16 protein-coding genes are annotated in these 17,715 nt (G+C 53.6%); 6 read left to right on the forward strand and 10 right to left on the reverse strand.

Annotated features, from left to right (window positions below):
* Positions 1 to 4: 4 nt before the first annotated feature.
* Together glyQ and JK198_RS10320 are read right to left on the reverse strand one after the other, a co-directional pair.
* A complete protein-coding gene (gene glyQ / locus JK198_RS10315) occupies positions 5 to 916 on the reverse strand; it encodes a glycine--tRNA ligase subunit alpha (RefSeq protein WP_212708173.1) in 912 nt (303 codons plus the stop codon).
* A gap of 102 nt (positions 917 to 1,018) precedes the next feature.
* On the reverse strand, positions 1,019 to 1,330 hold the full coding sequence (locus JK198_RS10320; RefSeq protein WP_212708231.1) for a cupin: 312 nt from the start codon (positions 1,328 to 1,330) through the stop codon (positions 1,019 to 1,021).
* Between the two features lie 351 nt (positions 1,331 to 1,681).
* Between JK198_RS10320 and JK198_RS10325 the strand changes: the two genes are divergently transcribed.
* Positions 1,682 to 2,557 carry an SDR family oxidoreductase gene (locus JK198_RS10325; RefSeq protein ID WP_212710491.1) on the forward strand — a complete coding sequence of 292 codons (876 nt, stop codon included), beginning with the start codon at positions 1,682 to 1,684 and terminating at the stop codon, positions 2,555 to 2,557.
* A gap of 105 nt (positions 2,558 to 2,662) precedes the next feature.
* Complete coding sequence (locus JK198_RS10330; RefSeq protein WP_212708171.1) at positions 2,663 to 3,916, forward strand: AGE family epimerase/isomerase; 1,254 nt, start codon at positions 2,663 to 2,665, stop codon at positions 3,914 to 3,916.
* 58 nt (positions 3,917 to 3,974) lie between these two features.
* Here JK198_RS10330 and JK198_RS10335 read toward each other — a convergent pair whose 3' ends face one another.
* The 3 genes from JK198_RS10335 to JK198_RS10345 all read right to left on the reverse strand — a co-directional run bounded on the left by JK198_RS10335 (position 3,975) and on the right by JK198_RS10345 (position 7,016).
* Positions 3,975 to 4,445: a DUF1456 family protein gene (locus JK198_RS10335; protein WP_212708170.1), complete on the reverse strand. Its 471-nt coding sequence runs from the start codon at positions 4,443 to 4,445 to the stop codon at positions 3,975 to 3,977.
* Between the two features lie 138 nt (positions 4,446 to 4,583).
* Positions 4,584 to 5,303 (reverse strand): DUF554 domain-containing protein, encoded by a 720-nt coding sequence (locus JK198_RS10340; RefSeq protein WP_212710492.1) that lies wholly within the window; start codon positions 5,301 to 5,303, stop codon positions 4,584 to 4,586.
* Between the two features lie 225 nt (positions 5,304 to 5,528).
* Entirely contained in the window at positions 5,529 to 7,016 is a 1,488-nt protein-coding gene (locus JK198_RS10345) for a UbiD family decarboxylase (RefSeq protein ID WP_212710493.1), read from the reverse strand.
* 203 nt (positions 7,017 to 7,219) lie between these two features.
* Here JK198_RS10345 and JK198_RS10350 point away from each other — a divergent pair, with 203 nt between their 5' ends.
* The 3 genes from JK198_RS10350 (at position 7,220) to mmuM (ending at position 10,586) form a co-directional block, all read left to right on the forward strand.
* Positions 7,220 to 8,119 carry a LysR family transcriptional regulator gene (locus tag JK198_RS10350; protein WP_212708167.1) on the forward strand — a complete coding sequence of 300 codons (900 nt, stop codon included), beginning with the start codon at positions 7,220 to 7,222 and terminating at the stop codon, positions 8,117 to 8,119.
* 117 nt (positions 8,120 to 8,236) lie between these two features.
* Positions 8,237 to 9,655: an S-methylmethionine permease gene (mmuP, locus tag JK198_RS10355; protein WP_212708230.1), complete on the forward strand. Its 1,419-nt coding sequence runs from the start codon at positions 8,237 to 8,239 to the stop codon at positions 9,653 to 9,655.
* The gene (mmuM, locus tag JK198_RS10360; RefSeq protein WP_212710494.1) at positions 9,642 to 10,586 is read left to right on the forward strand and encodes a homocysteine S-methyltransferase; all 945 of its coding nucleotides are present in this window, start codon (positions 9,642 to 9,644) and stop codon (positions 10,584 to 10,586) included. Before mmuP ends, mmuM begins: the two co-directional genes overlap by 14 nt.
* A gap of 211 nt (positions 10,587 to 10,797) precedes the next feature.
* Here mmuM and JK198_RS10365 read toward each other — a convergent pair whose 3' ends face one another.
* Entirely contained in the window at positions 10,798 to 11,580 is a 783-nt protein-coding gene (locus tag JK198_RS10365) for an ABC transporter ATP-binding protein (protein WP_212708165.1), read from the reverse strand.
* The gene (locus JK198_RS10370; protein ID WP_212708164.1) at positions 11,580 to 12,650 is read right to left on the reverse strand and encodes an iron ABC transporter permease; all 1,071 of its coding nucleotides are present in this window, start codon (positions 12,648 to 12,650) and stop codon (positions 11,580 to 11,582) included. Before JK198_RS10370 ends, JK198_RS10365 begins: the two co-directional genes overlap by 1 nt.
* 422 nt (positions 12,651 to 13,072) lie before the next feature.
* Here JK198_RS10370 and JK198_RS10375 point away from each other — a divergent pair, with 422 nt between their 5' ends.
* Complete coding sequence (locus JK198_RS10375) at positions 13,073 to 14,224, forward strand: ABC transporter substrate-binding protein (RefSeq protein WP_212708163.1); 1,152 nt, start codon at positions 13,073 to 13,075, stop codon at positions 14,222 to 14,224.
* Positions 14,225 to 14,388: 164 nt separating this feature from the next.
* Here the strand turns inward: JK198_RS10375 and JK198_RS10380 are convergent, their stop codons facing one another.
* From JK198_RS10380 to pxpB, 3 genes are all read right to left on the reverse strand, one after another.
* A complete protein-coding gene (locus JK198_RS10380) occupies positions 14,389 to 15,717 on the reverse strand; it encodes an MFS transporter (protein WP_212710495.1) in 1,329 nt (442 codons plus the stop codon).
* Between the two features lie 320 nt (positions 15,718 to 16,037).
* A complete protein-coding gene (locus JK198_RS10385; RefSeq protein ID WP_212708161.1) occupies positions 16,038 to 16,973 on the reverse strand; it encodes a biotin-dependent carboxyltransferase family protein in 936 nt (311 codons plus the stop codon).
* Positions 16,963 to 17,691: a 5-oxoprolinase subunit PxpB gene (gene pxpB, locus JK198_RS10390; RefSeq protein ID WP_212710496.1), complete on the reverse strand. Its 729-nt coding sequence runs from the start codon at positions 17,689 to 17,691 to the stop codon at positions 16,963 to 16,965. The genes JK198_RS10385 and pxpB overlap by 11 nt, the downstream gene beginning before the upstream one ends.
* Positions 17,692 to 17,715: the final 24 nt, after the last annotated feature.

A 17,715-nucleotide genomic window follows, 5' to 3' on the forward strand; every position in this document is an offset into this window, starting at 1 on the left:
CCTCTTACTTATTGTTATTGCACATCGGGAAGCCAAGGGCTTCACGGGAAGCATAATAGGCTTCAGCCACCGCTTTGGTCAGGGTACGGATCCGCAGAATATAGCGCTGACGTTCGGTGACAGAGATAGCTTTACGCGCATCCAGCAGGTTAAAGCTGTGGGCAGCTTTCAGAATACGCTCGTAGGCCGGCAGCGGCAGTGGTTTCTCCAGTGCCAGCAAGGTCTGCGCTTCTTTCTCGTACTGTTCAAAACAACTGAACAAAAACGGCACATCCGCGTATTCGAAGTTATACGTCGATTGTTCCACTTCGTTCTGGTGGAACACATCTCCATATGTGGTGGTACCGAACTGGCCATCACTCCAGACCAGATCATAAATACTGTCGACGCCCTGGATATACATCGCCAGGCGCTCAAGGCCATAGGTAATCTCACCGGTCACTGGCTTACATTCTATGCCGCCCACCTGCTGGAAGTAGGTAAACTGTGTGACTTCCATTCCGTTCAGCCAGACTTCCCAGCCAAGACCCCAGGCCCCCAGCGTCGGGTTTTCCCAGTTATCTTCAACAAAACGGATATCGTGGATGTGCGGATCAATACCTAAGGCTTCTAATGAGCCAAGATACAGTTCCTGCATATTCTCCGGCGATGGTTTAATCATTACCTGGAACTGATAGTAATGCTGCAAACGGTTAGGGTTTTCGCCATAACGTCCATCGGTAGGACGGCGCGAAGGCTGCACATACGCGCTGGCTACGGGCTCTGGCCCCAGCGCACGCAGACAGGTCATCGGATGGGAGGTGCCTGCACCTACTTCCATGTCCAGTGGCTGAACAATCGTACAGCCCTGTTGCGCCCAGTAATCCTGCAAGGTCAGGATCAGGCCCTGAAAGGTCTTGGTATCAAACTTTTGCATGTTGAGTTCGCACGCTATTTGGCCGGATAAAAAAAGTGGGTCGTAGTATACCCTTTGACCGGCAGATGTGCAGCCGGAAATCCGCACAAAGAAAGGCTTATGTTAAATAGAGTGCTGTTTCTCAGTCACTAAGATACGACTTATCCCCTGCGGGTAAGCGACATGTTCAGTGCCTTCACTGGCGTAAAAGATATCTCCGGCATACAGGGTGATGACCTTCTTTTGTCTGTCCCGTTTGTAGTGTATATCGACGATACCGTCCATCACCGCAAACACCTCCTGTCCGTCATTGATATGCCATTGACAGGCTTCATCAGTCGAGTGGGGGTTGACGCCGGTTTCCCCGAATATCGTGACCGGTAACGCCTCCCATGCCTTATTGCCGTGAAAATCTTTGCTGCGAATAACGTTGATTCTATTTACCCTGAAAGAAAATGATCATCCGGAAGGTCCGTCAGGTGAAGAATCTTCCCCTGTCTCCGCGACAGCAGACCGCTAATGTCAGGTTAGTTTGACCATACGCTGTGCCCGGACAGCACCGAAATTAACATCCTGAAACATAATTTCAAACTCCCTCCAACAACCGGCCAGCTCAGCCATTCCGCATCAGACAACGGGTAACTTACCGCCGCTGATTCGACAACCGGCTGTCGATTTCTATACTTAAATTATTCTGATAGTTACCTGCGACGGGTAAACAAATTCGCTGGAGTGGACGAAGTCAGTGTGTTGTTTACCCGTTTGATGAACTCAAACGGAGGAAATATGGTTCAGAAAACAACAATTCATGCACAGTCACAAACCCTGCCCGGCAGCGATGAAAAACTCAAACCTGCGGCGACATTTATCCGTGAGGATTATCAGGGGAGTCATAAACTGGCAGGAAAAGTTGCACTGGTTACCGGAGGTGACAGTGGAATCGGCCGCTCCGTGGTCCAGCATTTTGCCCGTGAAGGCGCAGATATTGCCCTGACTTATCTGCCCGACAGTGAAGAGGAAGCGCAGGATGCAAAAGTGGCACAGCAACTGGCAGAGCAGGAAGGCCGTAAATGTGTTATTTATCCGGTCGATCTGCGTAGTGCCGATCATTGCCGTCAGCTGATTTCCCGGGTCGTGAGTGAGTTTGGTCAGTTGAATATCCTGGTCAATAATGCCGGCACCCAGTATCCGAACGAAGACCTGACGACGCTCAGTGATGAACAATGGCTGAATACCTTCGATGTGAATATTCACTCTGTATTCTTCCTGACAAAAGCAGCACTGCCTCATATGAAAGCAAACGACGCTATCATCAATACCACCTCGGTGAATGCCTATATCGGCCCGGAAATTCTGCTGGATTATACGGCCACCAAGGGCGCAATCGTCAGTTTCACCCGCGCGCTGTCAAACCAGATTGTCAGCAAAGGTATCCGTGTGAATGCCGTGGCCCCCGGTCCGGTATGGACACCACTTCAGCCTGCCACTTTAGGCCACTACAATCCCCAGTGGCTGGAAGATTTTGGCCACGAAACACCAATGGGCCGTGCCGGTCAGCCTTCTGAACTCGGGCCGGTTTACGTCTTCCTGGCAAGCCAGGACTCTTCATTTATCAGCGGCCAGGTACTGCACCCTAACGGTGGCACCATGGTCGGCGGCTAAACTCTGCCTTCTTCTGCCGGACACTGTCCGGCAGCCCCTGATTCTTTTTATCACTTGCGGCCGCAGACCCTGCGGATGCAGGGTGCCCTGATAACGGAGTAAACCATGTTATTTAAACATCTGACCGACAGCTGGCTGAATAAACCTTATCACCATGACTGGCTGGAAAAAGAAAGCCGCCGCTTAATGTCTTTTTACCGGCAGGCACGCCATCCGGATGCCGGTTTTGCCGCACTGGATAACCAGGGAAAGCTGGCTGACGACAGCCAGCCGGACACGATGCTGACGGCACGGATGACCCACTGCTTTGCCATTGCCAGCATACAGGGGGAGCCCGGGGCAGGCGCACTGGCCCGCTGGGGTATCCGCGCACTGCTCGGCAAACTGCGCGATGCCGAATACGGTGGCTGGCTGGCAGGAATTCCGCAGCAGACACCCGATGGCCGCAAACAGGCGTATCTGCATGTGTTTGTGACTCTCGCCGCGTTGAGCGCGACGCTGGCTGACATTGAAGGCGCCGATAAATTACTGGCTGAAGCCACGGATATTATAGAAAACCGTTTCTGGTCTGATGAGGAAGGCTGCCTGAAAGAGAGTTTTAACCGGCAGTGGCAGGATCCTGAAGCCTACCGGGGCGGTAACAGTAATATGCATGCTACCGAGATGTTTGTGCAGCTGGCCGATGTTACCGGCGACAGCAAATGGCGTCAGCGGGCCCTGTCGATTGTCACAAAAATTATCCACCAGCATGCACGGTCCAATGATTATCTGCTGGCAGAACATTTTACCGCGCAATGGCAGGAGTGGCATGACTACAACCAGGATAAACCTGCCGACGATTTCCGCCCTTACGGGGTCACTCCCGGCCATGCCTGTGAATGGGCTCGCCTGTTGCTGCACCTTGAGGCGGCACTACTGCGCCACCATGAAACCACCCCCGACTGGCTGCTGACCGATGCCAGAGGGCTGTTTGACGCAGGGATCCGCTACGGCTGGTGTGCTGACGGGGAGCCGGGCATCATTTACACCCATGACTGGCAGAAAAAACCGGTCACGGCTAACCGGCTGCACTGGACGGTGGCTGAAAGTTGTTCCACCGCAGCCAGCCTGCTAAAACGTACCGGCGATGCCACCTATGAGCATTGGTACAGAACCCTGTGGGATTACATCGCAAACTTTCTGATTGATACACAGAATGGCAGCTGGTGGCACGAACTGGATTCAGACAATAAACCATCGTCGGTGGTCTGGTCGGGTAAACCGGATTTATATCACGCCTGGCAGCTGACACTTAACAGCAGACTGCCACTGGCTCCGACCCTCGGCACTGCGGTAAAAGCGGGTTTAGACCGGCCATAATCCGGGATTGCTACGTCAGTCCTCGCCCGGCAGTCCTGCAGGCGAGGATGTAGTCGCATTATTTTTTAGACTTACGCACCCGCTCAGCCAGGCCTTTCAGGATATAACGCAGTACCTGATCACCACACTCACGGTAGTTTTTATGGCCCTCTTTACGGAAAAATGCACTCAGCTCATTTTCTGACATCGCAAAATCAACGGATTTCAGAATTTGCTGTAAGTCTTCGGTCTTCAGTTCAAAAGCTACCCGCAGTTTTTTCAGCATCACATTATTCGTGACCCGTTTTTCTACTTCCGGTGCCGGGAAACGCGGATCACGCCCGCGGCGATAAAAGATCAGGCCATTCAGAAAGTGGGCCATGATTTTATCGGTGCAGGCTTTATACCCGGGTTCGTCTTCTTTTTGCAGGTAGCTGTGCATCTCCTGCAGGCTGACTTCTGCGCCGCCGGAGATCAGAATTTCCAGCATTTTTTCATCCCGCAGATCGAGCATATAGCGAACACTGCGCAAAACATCATTGTGCATCATGGTATTTATTTCCTGCCACTGTCTGACCGGCTTAGGGTCGCGGGCTGTTTAGGTGCATTTAGCCGGGCATTATACAAGCCTGTTCGCCCGGATCGCCTGTTAGTTGACAGAATAGCGAAATAAAAATGTTCCGACAGGCTAAAATACCTCAACCCACACCGATGAAAACGGCATTGCCAGCAGTAATGCCGGCAGCATATTGGCTACCGGAAATGACTTAATACCACAAATCCGGAAGCCGGTCGCCAGCATTAGCACGCCTCCCACCGCCGAAAAATCGGCCTGCATTACCGGTGTGGTCAGCGGCAGAATATAAATTGCCCCGTAAGCCAGCAGCAACTGAATCGCCAGCTGGGGGATCGCCACCATCGCCACCGCAACCCCCAGCGAGGTTGCAAAAATCGCGGCAGTAAACAGATCGAGAAACGACTTCGCGATCAGTATGCTGGTATCGCCGGTCATTCCCTCATGCATGGCACCAAAAATGCCGGTACCACTGGCACAGAATAAAACGATAATGGCAACATAACGTTGCAGGAAGGCATCCTGAGATTGCAAATCATGATTTTTTAGCCGAACCAGCCGCTCTGTCAGTCCCCTCGCCTGCGCCCCCAGTTTACCTATCCCCTGTTCCAGAAAAACCAGTTCACCGAGTAACGCACCGAGGACCACCGACAGTACCATCACCGGCATATTCACCACCTTCACCACCAGCACCACTCCCATACACATGGAAGCCACCCCGAAAATCAGGGGCATACTGGTGCGTACCCGCTCCGGCAAACGATGGCTTAATATTGCCCCAGCAATACCGCCAATCAGTACTGCCGAACCATTGATATAGGGTCCGATAATCATTTTTATACTCCCTGCAGATACTGCCACAGACTTTCCCGGGTGCGGCGTGGTCATTCCACTGACCGGACTGATGATAATTAACCACCATCTCTGATAACGACACGTTATTCCGCTGTGCGGTCATGCCTGCGGCGCGGTAAGGGAAAGCATAACAGGCGGTCACCGGCAGACCTGTTCACGGGGCCGGTAAGCGCCAATATTCCGCCCTTCATTCTGTCCGGCGGATTATTGCGGGGTAAACCCCGGGATAAAACGACTCACATCCACTTCCATAAACACACTGCGCTGGAAACCGGCTTTCAGATCGTAAGGCACCGTACAGTCAAAAATCGTTTTACAGGCAATCCCCTGACTACGGATGGACGGACTGAATGCCGGATCAGAAGAAGGGTCTAACGGATGACAACGCACACCCGGGATAAAAACCGTACTGATATCTCCCTGGTAACGGGTGGTCATTGCCCACATCACATCACTCAGGTCGAAAATATCGACATCCTCATCCACCAGCATGACATGTTTCAGTTCTGAGAAGGCCGCAAACGCCAGCAGAGCTGCCTGCCGCTGCCGTCCTTCATCTGCTGATGTCCGTTTTTTTACCTGCAACACCGCCAGGTATTTACCGGTGCCCGGCGACGGACAGTGCACATTCAACACAAAACCGGGTAAAGCACGTTCCACCAGCTGTAAAATACTGGCTTCGGTGGGGATCCCCGCCATATTGGTATGTTCATCACTCGGGCCAATACAGGTTTGCAGAATCGGATGTTTTCGGTGGGTAATTGCTTTGACTTTTATCACCGGCACCGCAGTCTGAGCAGCACCGGTATAGCCCGGAAATTCCGGCATCGCTTTACCTGTGCGGGTATTCTGATCTTCCTGCACCCGGACCCCGGGGAGTAACTCTCCTTCAATAACCACTTCGGCATTAGCGATGGCCAGGGCATCAACCGAGAGACAACGCGTCAGTTCGACAGGTTGTTGGCGCAGGCTGCCGGCAATCGAGAGTTCATCAAACCCCAGCGGGGTGGCTGGCGGTTCAAAACAGGCGCCGATTTCAATGGCCGGGTCGACCCCGATGCTGACGGAAATCGGTAACGGTTTCCCCGCCGCTTCCGCTTTCTGGCGAAAGACATCCAGATGGCGACCCGGCACAAAATACATTGAAATTTCGTCTTTGCTCTGCACACATAAACGGTGAATAGTGACATCATGGGCCCCCGTTTCCGGATCAGCCGCATAACACATACCCAGCGTAAAATACGGACCGGCATCCTGCGGGGTATTGGTCGGTGCCGGCAGAATCTTCAGGATATCAAAACCGGGATCCGTCGCCAGATGGACGACCTGCTGACATTCCGCTGGCTGCCCGGCAATCACTCTGGGCGGAATCGGTGTCGACACCGCATCTTTCAGCATAAACGCCAGTTTTTCCGGCACAGTTCCGAATAACCGTGCGACCCGCTGGCGTGAAGACAGCAGGCCAATCAGTACCCGCATATCCTGATAACCTTTAACCTTATTGAACATCATCGCGGGGCCAATGCGGGTTGGCCGTTGTACAGTACCGTGAGCACCAACATAGCGGTACACTCCGGATAGCTCAGCCACCTGGTCAACCGGTTCGTCCGTGTAAATCAGTTCATCATCAAAGCGGCTGAGCAATTCAATGGCACTGCGTAAATCCGTTACTTTTTTCGGGGTATCTGTCATGGTAAGCCTCTCAGACGGTTGGCATCGGGGGAAATCGACGGCAAACGTCTCAGGTCTTTATTGCTGTGACCCGGCATGTGCATTACCAGCAGGTCTGCGCCGACTTTATACCCGACCAGTGTCTGAATTCTGCTGATTATTGTCTAATCACAATCACCCTGTGTTTAATAAGCTATCGTTATCAGGATTTCGCGGAGAGCCCTATGGAATACCGCCATCTGCACGCCTTTGTGCTGTTGTCTGAAGAGCTGCATTTTGCTAAAGCTGCCAGCCGGCTTAATATCGCCCAACCAGCTCTCAGCCAGCATATTAAGGCCCTCGAACAGGAAACCGGATTAGCGCTATTTACACGTGACCGGCGACACGTCGCGCTGACCCCTGAAGGCCGGCAACTCCTGCCACAGGCCCGGCTGGCCCTCAGCCATTTCGCCCGGTTCCGTGATACTGTACGGGTACTGAAACAGGGGGTACGGGGACAGTTAACTCTCGGCTATGTCGGCAGCTCGATTCTCGACCCGGCGTTATCCACCCTGATTAATCATTACCGGCAACAGCAGCCAGCCATCGGTATTCACATTGAAGAACATTGTGTCGACCAGCAAATAGTACGCTTACTGAATGACCAGCTGGATGCCGCTTTTATCCGCTCTCCTTTCCCGCAGGTTCCGGGGCTGAATTATCTGGATATCGTCACCCGGCCCCTGATTGCCGTACTGCCGGCCGGACACCGGCTGTTAAAACATCCCGCTTTGTCGCTGGAATCCCTGGCCGATGAAACCTTTCTGCTGCAACAGGACCCGCCGGGGGTGGGCCTTGGCTGGTCGGTGATAGAAGCCTGCCGCCGGGCAGGATTTACCCCGCATTCCGTGATCCCTGCCCGTGACGTCTCTGTCGCCTGTGGCCTGGTTGCCATGGGTATGGGGATTACGGTAGTACCGGAAACCCAGCGATCGATACTCACCCCGGGCATCGGCTACTGCCGGCTGAAAGATCAACAAGCTACTACCACCCTGACACTGGCCTGGCAACGCCGTCGCTATCACCACGCCTTAAAAAATTTCATCCTGTTTATGAAACAAGTAACCGGGAAAAAACAGTACTGACTGACCACAAAAACAGATTAGCCAGGCTCAGTGGCTCACAACTTTTGCATTTCCCGGTTATTCCCGGTATAAACACTGACTCAGCTTTTTTGGATGTCTATACGTTTAGAAGGTTATATGCAGGATCACTCTGAGAATGCGCCACTGAAGCGCACCATGAAGTCCCGTCACCTGGTGATGCTGTCACTGGGCGGGGTTATCGGTACCGGGTTATTCTTTAATACCGGTTACATTATCGCTTCCACCGGAGCCGCGGGTACCCTGTTAGCCTATCTGATTGGCGCACTGGTTGTCTGGCTGGTAATGCAGTGTCTTGGTGAATTATCCGTGGCTATGCCGGAAACCGGCGCATTCCATGTCTATGCCAGCCGCTATCTCGGCCCCGCCACCGGATATACGGTGGCCTGGCTTTACTGGCTGACCTGGACGGTGGCCCTCGGCTCCAGCTTTACTGCGGCCGGATTCTGTATGCAATTCTGGTTTCCGCAAACTCCGGTCTGGTTGTGGTGTCTGATCTTCTGCGTCCTTATCTTCGGGCTGAACGTTGTTTCAACCCGCTTTTTTGCCGAAGGTGAATTCTGGTTCTCACTGATCAAAGTGTTTACCATTATCCTGTTCCTGATACTTGGCGCTGCGGCCATGACGGGGGTGCTGCCAATGCACGATGGTACTCCGGCTCCCGGTCTGCACAATATCACTTCACAGGGCTGGTTCCCTCATGGCGGCGTGCCGATTCTGATGACGATGGTCGCGGTTAACTTCGCCTTTTCCGGTACCGAGCTGATTGGCATTGCTGCCGGAGAAACCGAAAATCCCCATAAAGTGATCCCTATCGCTATTCGTACCACAGTCGCACGACTGATTATTTTCTTTGTCGGTACCGTCTTTGTGCTGGCCGCGTTAATCCCGATGCAACAAGCCGGGGTCGAGAAGAGCCCGTTCGTCCTGGTGTTTGAAAAAGTCGGTATCCCTTATGCCGCCGGTTTCTTTAATCTGGTGATCCTGACGGCTATTCTGTCTGCCGCAAACTCAGGACTTTATGCATCTGGCAGAATGCTGTGGTCACTGGCGAACCAGAATACCCTGCCGCGCTGTTTTACCCGGCTGACCAAACGCGGCGTCCCCCTGACCGCCCTGTCCGTCAGTATGCTGGGCGGAATACTGGCGCTGGCCTCCAGTGTGATCGCGCCTGACACCGTGTTTGTCGCTCTGTCGGCAATCTCTGGTTTTGCAGTAGTCGCGGTGTGGCTGAGTATCTGTGCCTCCCATTTCATGTTCCGCCGTCGCCATTTACAGCAGGGTAAATCCCCGGAAGAGCTGCTGTACCGGGCCCCCTGCTACCCGCTGGTGCCGGTACTGGGGTTTGTACTCTGCCTGGTGGCCTGTGCCGGGCTGGCATTCGACCCTGATCAGCGCATCGCCTTATGGTGCGGTATCCCGTTTGTCGCGTTATGCTACCTGGCCTATTTTATTACCCGCAAAATGAAGATGCGCACCATCCAGCCATCAGGGGAGAAGCACTATGCCGCAAAATAATCCGCTATCACTGCTCAGCAACGGGCTGCCTTTTTTACTGATTGACGGGGCGATGGCAACTGAACTGGAAAACCGGGGCTGCCAGCTGGCCGACAGCCTGTGGTCAGCAAAGTTACTGACCGAAAGCCCTCAGCTGATTGAACAGGTCCATTACGATTACTATCAGGCCGGAGCACAGTGTGCGATTACCGCCAGCTATCAGGCCAGCCTTCCCGGCTTTGCGGCACGCGGAATTTCTGCCGCAGATGCACAGGCTCTGATGCGTCTGAGTGTTACCCTGGCGGCCAACGCCCGCCATCGTTTCCTGTCACAACATCCGGATACTGGTCCGTTGCTGATTGCCGGATCTGTCGGCCCTTACGGTGCCTGGCTGGCTGACGGGTCAGAATACCGTGGCGATTACCACCTGACCCCTGAGCAATATCAGACGTTTCACCGCCCGCGTATGGCAGCCCTTCTCGAGGCCGGCGCCGATCTGCTGGCCTGTGAAACCCTGCCATCCTTTGAAGAGATTCGGGCTCTGGCAGAGCTGTTAACCGAATTCCCGCGGGCGAAAGCCTGGTTTTCATTCACCCTGCGCGATGCTCAGCATCTGAGCGATGGTACCCCTCTGAGTGAAGTGATCGCGTTTATTGAGTGTTATCCGCAGATTTTCGCGACAGGGATTAACTGTATTGCGCTGGCGCAGACCACTGATGCGTTACGTTATTTACATTCACTGACGCCTCTGCCGCTGGTGGTCTATCCCAACTCCGGAGAGGATTACGATGCTGTCAGTAAATGCTGGCACGGCCACGGTGAAAGCGACGCCACTCTGGCTGAATATTTACCGGCATGGCTGGAAGCAGGCGCAAAACTGATCGGCGGTTGCTGCCGCACCACCCCGGCAGATATTACCGCCTTACGCCAGTTACAGACCGGCAACCGCTAAGCCTCAGGCGGTTTCCATTTTTCACTGGCCGTCCGCTACGCCCGTCATTCCGCGGGTATATACACTTATAGCAGTCTCCGCGATTATTTTTATCGGGAACAGAAAGCAACTTATATGCCAGAACAGCGTGGAGTGATACAAAAGCGGGATTGCGGAGAACGTCACGGAACAGATACAGCGGATAACCTGCGGTTATCCGCTGTCAGGCAGGTCAGAGTTCGCCGCTGACCAGACCATCGATATGTACCTGAGGTACACCCTGTGAACAGAGTTCGATACGACCACGAACACCATAGACTTCGGCCAGGCTTTGCGGGGTAATAACCTCTGACGGTGCACCGCTTGCCACAATCCGTCCCTCTTTCATCATGACAACATGATCACTGTGACGTAATGCGATATTAATGTCATGCAACACCACCACGGTCACCATATTCCGTAACCGGGTTTCACGTGATACCAGGCTCATCACATGGTACTGATAGTTCAGATCCAGCGCACTGAGTGGCTCATCAAGTAACAGTAACGAGGGATTACGTACCAGCGACTGGGCCAGCCCGACCATCTGCTTCTGCCCGCCGGATAACTCATCCATAAACCGCAGAGCCAGAGCACCGATCCCGACTTCATCGAGCAGTTGCATAATACGTTCGGGCGTAAAATCAGCCCCCTGCTGACCTGTCGCCCTGGCGGCCACCAGTATCGATTCCAGCACCTGCAAATGCACCCCGGAAGGCAGACTCTGTGGCAGGTAGACCACTTTATCCCCCCTTTCCGCCAGTGACATCTGGTTAAGATTCTTATTATCCAGCCAGATTTCACCCTGTGCCCGGTTCAGCCCGGCCAGCGCACGCAACAGTGTCGATTTGCCGCAACCGTTAGGCCCCAGTAACACCGTCACTTTACCGCGCGGAATCTGTTCGAGGGTCATTTGCTCAATCACCGGATGACGACGATAACCGGTGGTCAGCTGTTTAATATTCAGGGAATCCATTACAAATTCCCCCGGTGACGCAGAATGATCACAATAAAGAAAGGAACTCCGACCAGTGAAGTAATAATACCAATCGGGATTATGACTCCCTGTTCAATATTTTTTGAAACCACGGAGGCCAGCGATAATACCAGCGCGCCAATCAGACCGCTGGCGGGCAGATAGAAGCGGTGATCTTCCCCGACCAGTTGCCGTGCAATATGCGGTGCCACCAGACCGATAAAACCAATCGGTCCGACAAACGCCACCGCCAGTGCAGATGCCAGACTAATACGCAGCAGCGACGTCATCCGTAACCGGGCCACATCAATCCCGAAACTTGCCGCCCGGTCTTCACCCAGCCGCAATGCCGTCAGCTGCCAGGCACTTCTCATGGCCCAGGGAAGTAAAATCACAATTGCGGCCGCCAGAATACCCAGTTTTGGCCATGAAGCACGACCCAGGCTGCCCATGGTCCAGAAAACCAGCGACTGCAGGGTATCTTCACTGGCAATAAACTGCATCATGGCGACCAGCGCATTAAAGGTAAACACCAGTGCAATACCGAACAACACCACCGTGGTGCGGGTATTTACCGTGCGGCGACTCACCAGATTGAGGATAAACGCGGTAAGAATGGCAAAAATAAAGGCATTACCCGTCACCAGCCACTGGCCGGGGATCCACGGGATACCAACCCCCAGTACCAGGGCCAGGGCCGCACCGAAAGAGGCTGCCGAAGACACGCCTAAGGTAAACGGGCTGGCTAACGGGTTATTCAGGATAGTCTGCATTTCGCTGCCGGCCATACCGAGGGCAAAACCGACCACAACTGCCATCAGGGTAAAAGGTAAACGGATGTCCCAGACAATCACCCGGGTAGCATCATCGACCGACGAGGGATCAATCAATGCTGTCAGTAAGGTGCTGAGATCCAGACGGGCAGGACCGATAGTAAAATCAAGAATGACACTCGCGCAGATAGCGATAAACAACACCAGCAGTAATAACACCCGTTTACGGATAATTTTTCGATACTCTGCCCCGATACCGCCGGTCTGGCGGGTCACAGGTTCTGTTACAGTACTCATAAATAATACTTCCGCGTTCTGAAAACTGATTGCAGTGTTTGCCAGCCGCCGGCCCCGGACGATAACTTTCCCGGCAGTGCACATAATAAAAATGGCTTTCAGTAAGCCATTCTTCCCCGGTGACAAAATATAATAATAATCATTCCGAATGATACCCTGAAAACAAGCGAATTCAACGCTAAACAATTTACACAACGTAAACATTGATGAGATAAGTCTGCCCGCCGCGTCCCCCTTCTCTGTCGCGGATTGTCAGATGCTCTGACCATCACAGTCACGCCCGGTAACAGTTTTACTCTATAACTGCTGCGCTTTAAGGTTAATAGTAATTATGATATCAATTCGTATTCATATTCAGGTCCGGTAGTAATGCCCCGCGCAACCCACCGGTTATTGGTCATAAAATACTCAGGAATCCCCCGATGAAGTACGCGAAGCAACGTTTTCAGGGTTTATCCCGTTATGCACGTCATTGCCTGGCTGCCGCTTTATGCTTATCTCCGCTGGCAGCCCTGGCGACGGATTATCCTCTGACTGTCAAAGATATGGATAACCGGACGGTGGTGATTAACCATGAACCCGAACGCATTATTCTGCAGGACGGCCGCGATATTATGGCGCTGGCACTGCTGGACCGCGATAATCCGTTTGCCCGGGTGGTGACCTGGAACAACCTGATCAAAAAGCAGGACAGTCAGGAATGGGCAGTGCTGAGTAAGACCTGGCCGGACGCTGCCAGAATTCCTGATATGGGATTATCAGATCAGGGGAATGTGAACCCGGAAACTGTCCTTTCCACCCACCCCGATCTGCTGGTCGCTCAGTTACGGGCGAAACCGGCGCTGGAGCAAACCGGCGTTCTGAAACGTTTCCGCGAATTACATATTCCGGTGATATTCCTCGACTATGAACTGCACCCGATGCAGGACACGGTGCCAAGTATCACACTGCTGGGGAAAGTACTGAACAAAGAGCAGAATGCTAAAGCATACACTGACTTCTATACCCGCCGGCTGGATCAGATTAACCAGGTCGTCAGCAAACAACAGAAAAAGCCATCGGTATTTATTGAGCCGATTGCCGGTAACTCTGATAACTGCTGCTTTACCCATGGTAAGGCTGGCTGGGGTGAGCTGGTGGCTGCAGCCGGCGGAATTAATATCGGTTCAGAATTACTGACCGGCGCTTCCGGATTTATCAACCCGGAACAGATTATCACCATGCGCCCGGACTGGTATCTGATGACCGGTTCCAGGCGGGGTGCACCGGGTAATCCGGTATTGCCGTTTGGCTACAACACCAGTGTACCGGCCATTCAAGCCAGTTTTGATGCCCTGTTGCATCGTACTGCCGTCGCCAATATTCCGGCAGTCAGCGAAGGCCACGTCGGCGGTATTTATCACCATTTTTATAATCACCCGTGGAATATTATCGGTGTCGAAACCCTCGCCCACTGGTTCTATCCGCAGCAATTTGCCAGCCTGAACCCGACCGCAGATTATCACTATATTGCGACGCATTTTACTAAACTGCCCGATGACCCGGTGAATCTGAGCTACCGTCCGGAGAAATAAACCGTGACAGGGAAGTCTGCTGACTTCCCTGCTACACTCTGGCCGGGCCTGAGGGACACTGCAAAAGACGGCGTTTTACAGGATAAGTACGGCCGGAGGTGTAACGTGGCGGTGACCCGTCACCGGCCGCCGCTGGTTTACGGCGATATTGCCAGATGCGGGGATCATTTCGGCAGTTCCTGCCGGTGAGTATCACGCATCCGTAACAGCACCCACAGGCCGGGTAACGCCGCACAGGCCATAACAATCCCCGGCATATATAGCCAGCCGGTTTTTTCGATTAACGCAGTCACCAGATAAGGGGTAAGACCGCCGCCAAGAATGGCACCCAGGTTAATACTCAGCGCCATACCACTGTAGCGCACCGCCGTCGGGAACTGTTCAGCATAGGTCGGATACCCGACCGACTGCACAATCGGCATCGGCAGGCTGGCGATAAACATCGCCACACAGGCCAGCCAGTAATTATGGTGATCCATCAGTGACATCATCGGCAGCACCAGCACCACATAGCCGATAAATCCGGTTTTCAGCACTTTGCTGCGCCCCAGTTTGTCCGACAACCCGCCCCAGAATGGCATCATCGCCGCCATTGCCAGGCTGATCACGGCCATCATCCAGAAGACCTGCTGTTTGTTATAGCCAAGCCAGGTGGTCAGATAAATATTCATAAAGACAACACCTATCCAGTAACCGGCATTCTGACCGAATGTCAGCACAATCACCCGCAGCAATGCTGAACGGTGTTCGCGGAGCATGGTGAAAAACGGGACAGGTATCGGCTTTTTACCCCGACTGAACGCTTTAAATGCCGGTGTTTCTTCCACCTGGTGGCGCATCACTGCCGACAGGATCACCAGCGGAATAGTCAGCAGAAAAGGGATCCGCCAGCCCCAGCGATGTAACTGCCCGGCGTCGACAAACTGCAGCATACAACCACAGATAAAAGCTGCCAGTGCGCCCCCGAGAGCCACCCCGACCGGGGTAAAAGCACCGTAAAATCCGCGTTTACCGGTGGGCGCTGACTCAGCGACAAAGGCTGCGGCACCGACAATCTCAGCCCCGGCGAAGAAGCCCTGGGCCAGGCGTAATATAACCAGTAGCACCGGTGCCAGAATTCCGGCACTGGCCGCATCCGGCAGCAAACCGATGGCAGCGGTCGATCCCCCCATGCCAAGAACCGTCAGTAATAATATTTTCCTGCGTCCCAGTTTATCGCCTATCCGGCCAAGCAGAATCCCCCCCAGTGGCCGGATAAGAAAAGCACTGCCAAAAACGGCCAGTACTGATAATAATGCAGCCGCAGGACTGGCCCCCGGAAAAAATAACGGTCCGATTACTGATGCCATAAAACCATAAATACCAAATTCGTAATATTCAATCGCGGTACCGGTCATTGCAGCCACCGCGGCTCGCCGGGCTAACAAATGACGATCCTGATTATTCTGGCGTACTGACGCCAGCGTAAATTCCGGTTCAGTTTCATAGGACATGGTGGTGTTGCCTCACAGGTGAATGTATTAACAGGCCTGCCGAATACAGCGGCATTCTTTTTTATAGTGAGCAGGTAACAAGCAACTCCGGGACCAGTTCTGCCATTGATAGAAATTATTCGTCAGTCATCCGCCCGTATAAAAATAAATACAGAGTCAGACCGGTGAATAATATTTATTCTCAATGACAGAGCGAAAAAGAGTGATTCAGCGACGGGGTAAAAATAAAAGACGCGGCAGTAAACCGCAGGGAGAAATTAATCGCCCGGATGTTTTCACCAAAATGATCCGGGCTCACTCAGCTGGTGCAATGGTTATTTTCAGCCGCAGGGAATTTTTTCCAGCCACTGCTGACGCTGATAAGCCAGTTGCTGTGCCGTATGCAGAGAAATCTGCCGGAAGCAAAACTGGGCGCCGGGCAATGCCTGTGCTAAGTAAGGCAGATCCATCGTCGCAATATGCGCAATCTTCGGATATCCGCCGGTGGTCTGACTATCGGCCAGCAGAATAATCGGCAACCCGTCGGCAGGTAACTGTACCGTACCGCGGCTGACGGCTTCGGAGTAAATATCCGCCGGCTGGCTCAGGGTCAGCGCTTCCCCCTGTAAACGATAGCCCATCCGGTCAGAATACGGGCTGACCGTAAATACGCTATCGGTGAAACGCTGTTTTGCTTCCCCGGTTAACCGATCCCAGTGTTTCCCCGGGATAAAGCGCAGGACCTGTAATGGCTGAGGAAAAATATCCGGCAGACCAAAAGGGGCCAGTGACCGGCTGATATTATGTAACGGCCAGCGGAACGCCAGCCGATCACCTTTTTTCAGGTAACGTCCGCCATAACCACCAAAGGCACTACCGGAACAGGTACTCTGACTGCCCATGATTTCCGGCGCGGCGAAGCCGCCTTTTATCGCCAGATAACAACGGGCACCCCGCCGGCGGGCACCAAAACTCAGTACCGCACCGGCAGGAACCGTTAAGGGGCGCAACATTTCCACCGGTTCACCGTCCAGCATAGGTGACAGATCAGCGCCGGTCAGGACAATCACCGCCCGACGTAAAAAATGCAGTCTGGCACCCTGTAACGTCATTTCCAGAGTCGCAGGATCATCACTGTTCCCCGCCAGCCGGTTCGCCAGCTGGTGAGAAAAAAGATCCATCGCTCCGGAGATCGGTACACCGAAATGCTGCCAGCCATACCGGCCACTGTCATGCAATGCCGTCGCCAGGCCAGGGTGTAAAATTTCAATCGCCACGCTGAGACTCCTGTTGCAGTTTCGTAAACTGTTGACGGCTGATAGCAGAAAAACGCACTCTGTCACCCGCCTGTAACAGGCAGGGCTCCGGACGATGGGTGCTGAACATGGACAGGGGCGTACGGCCAATCAGATTCCAGCCGCCGGGACTCTGTTGCGGATAAATAACACTTTGCCGGTTAGCGATGCCAATCGCCCCCTGCGGCACACTCAGGCGCGGAGCAGACTTACGCGGCATCGAAAAACAGGGATCGAGGAGCCCCAGGTAAGGATGGCCCGGTAAGAATCCCAGCATCATCACATCGACAGTAACCGCCTGATGGCGCGCGATCACCTGCTGAGGCGTTAACCGGCAGTGTTCGGCGATCTCCTGTAAATCAGGTGCAAACTCAGGGTGATAACAGACAGGGATCACGACTTCACGGGGATGATGCTGGCTGGCTGGCTGCCAGCTGTTCAGTAAGTTTTCCAGCCGGTTATACATCTGGCTGTACGGAGAAAGCTGGCTATCCAGCGACCATAACACCCCCGGCTGGTAGTAGATCCCGAGGGTTGTTACCCCAGGTACAATATCAATGACCCCGGTCAGTGACTGAGACGTTAACCAGTCGGCCAGCTGGCTGGTCAGCCGCCAGGGGGCGTCCGCTACATCCAGGGTAACGATCAGGCAGTCTTCTCCTGACGGGTCACAGCGCCAGCGCAGCGCAGAATACGACATATAAACTCCACAAAAATACCGGGG

Origin of the sequence: Tatumella sp. JGM91 (assembly GCF_018257575.1) — a bacterium.
Taxonomy (GTDB): Bacteria; Pseudomonadota; Gammaproteobacteria; order Enterobacterales; family Enterobacteriaceae; genus Tatumella; species Tatumella punctata.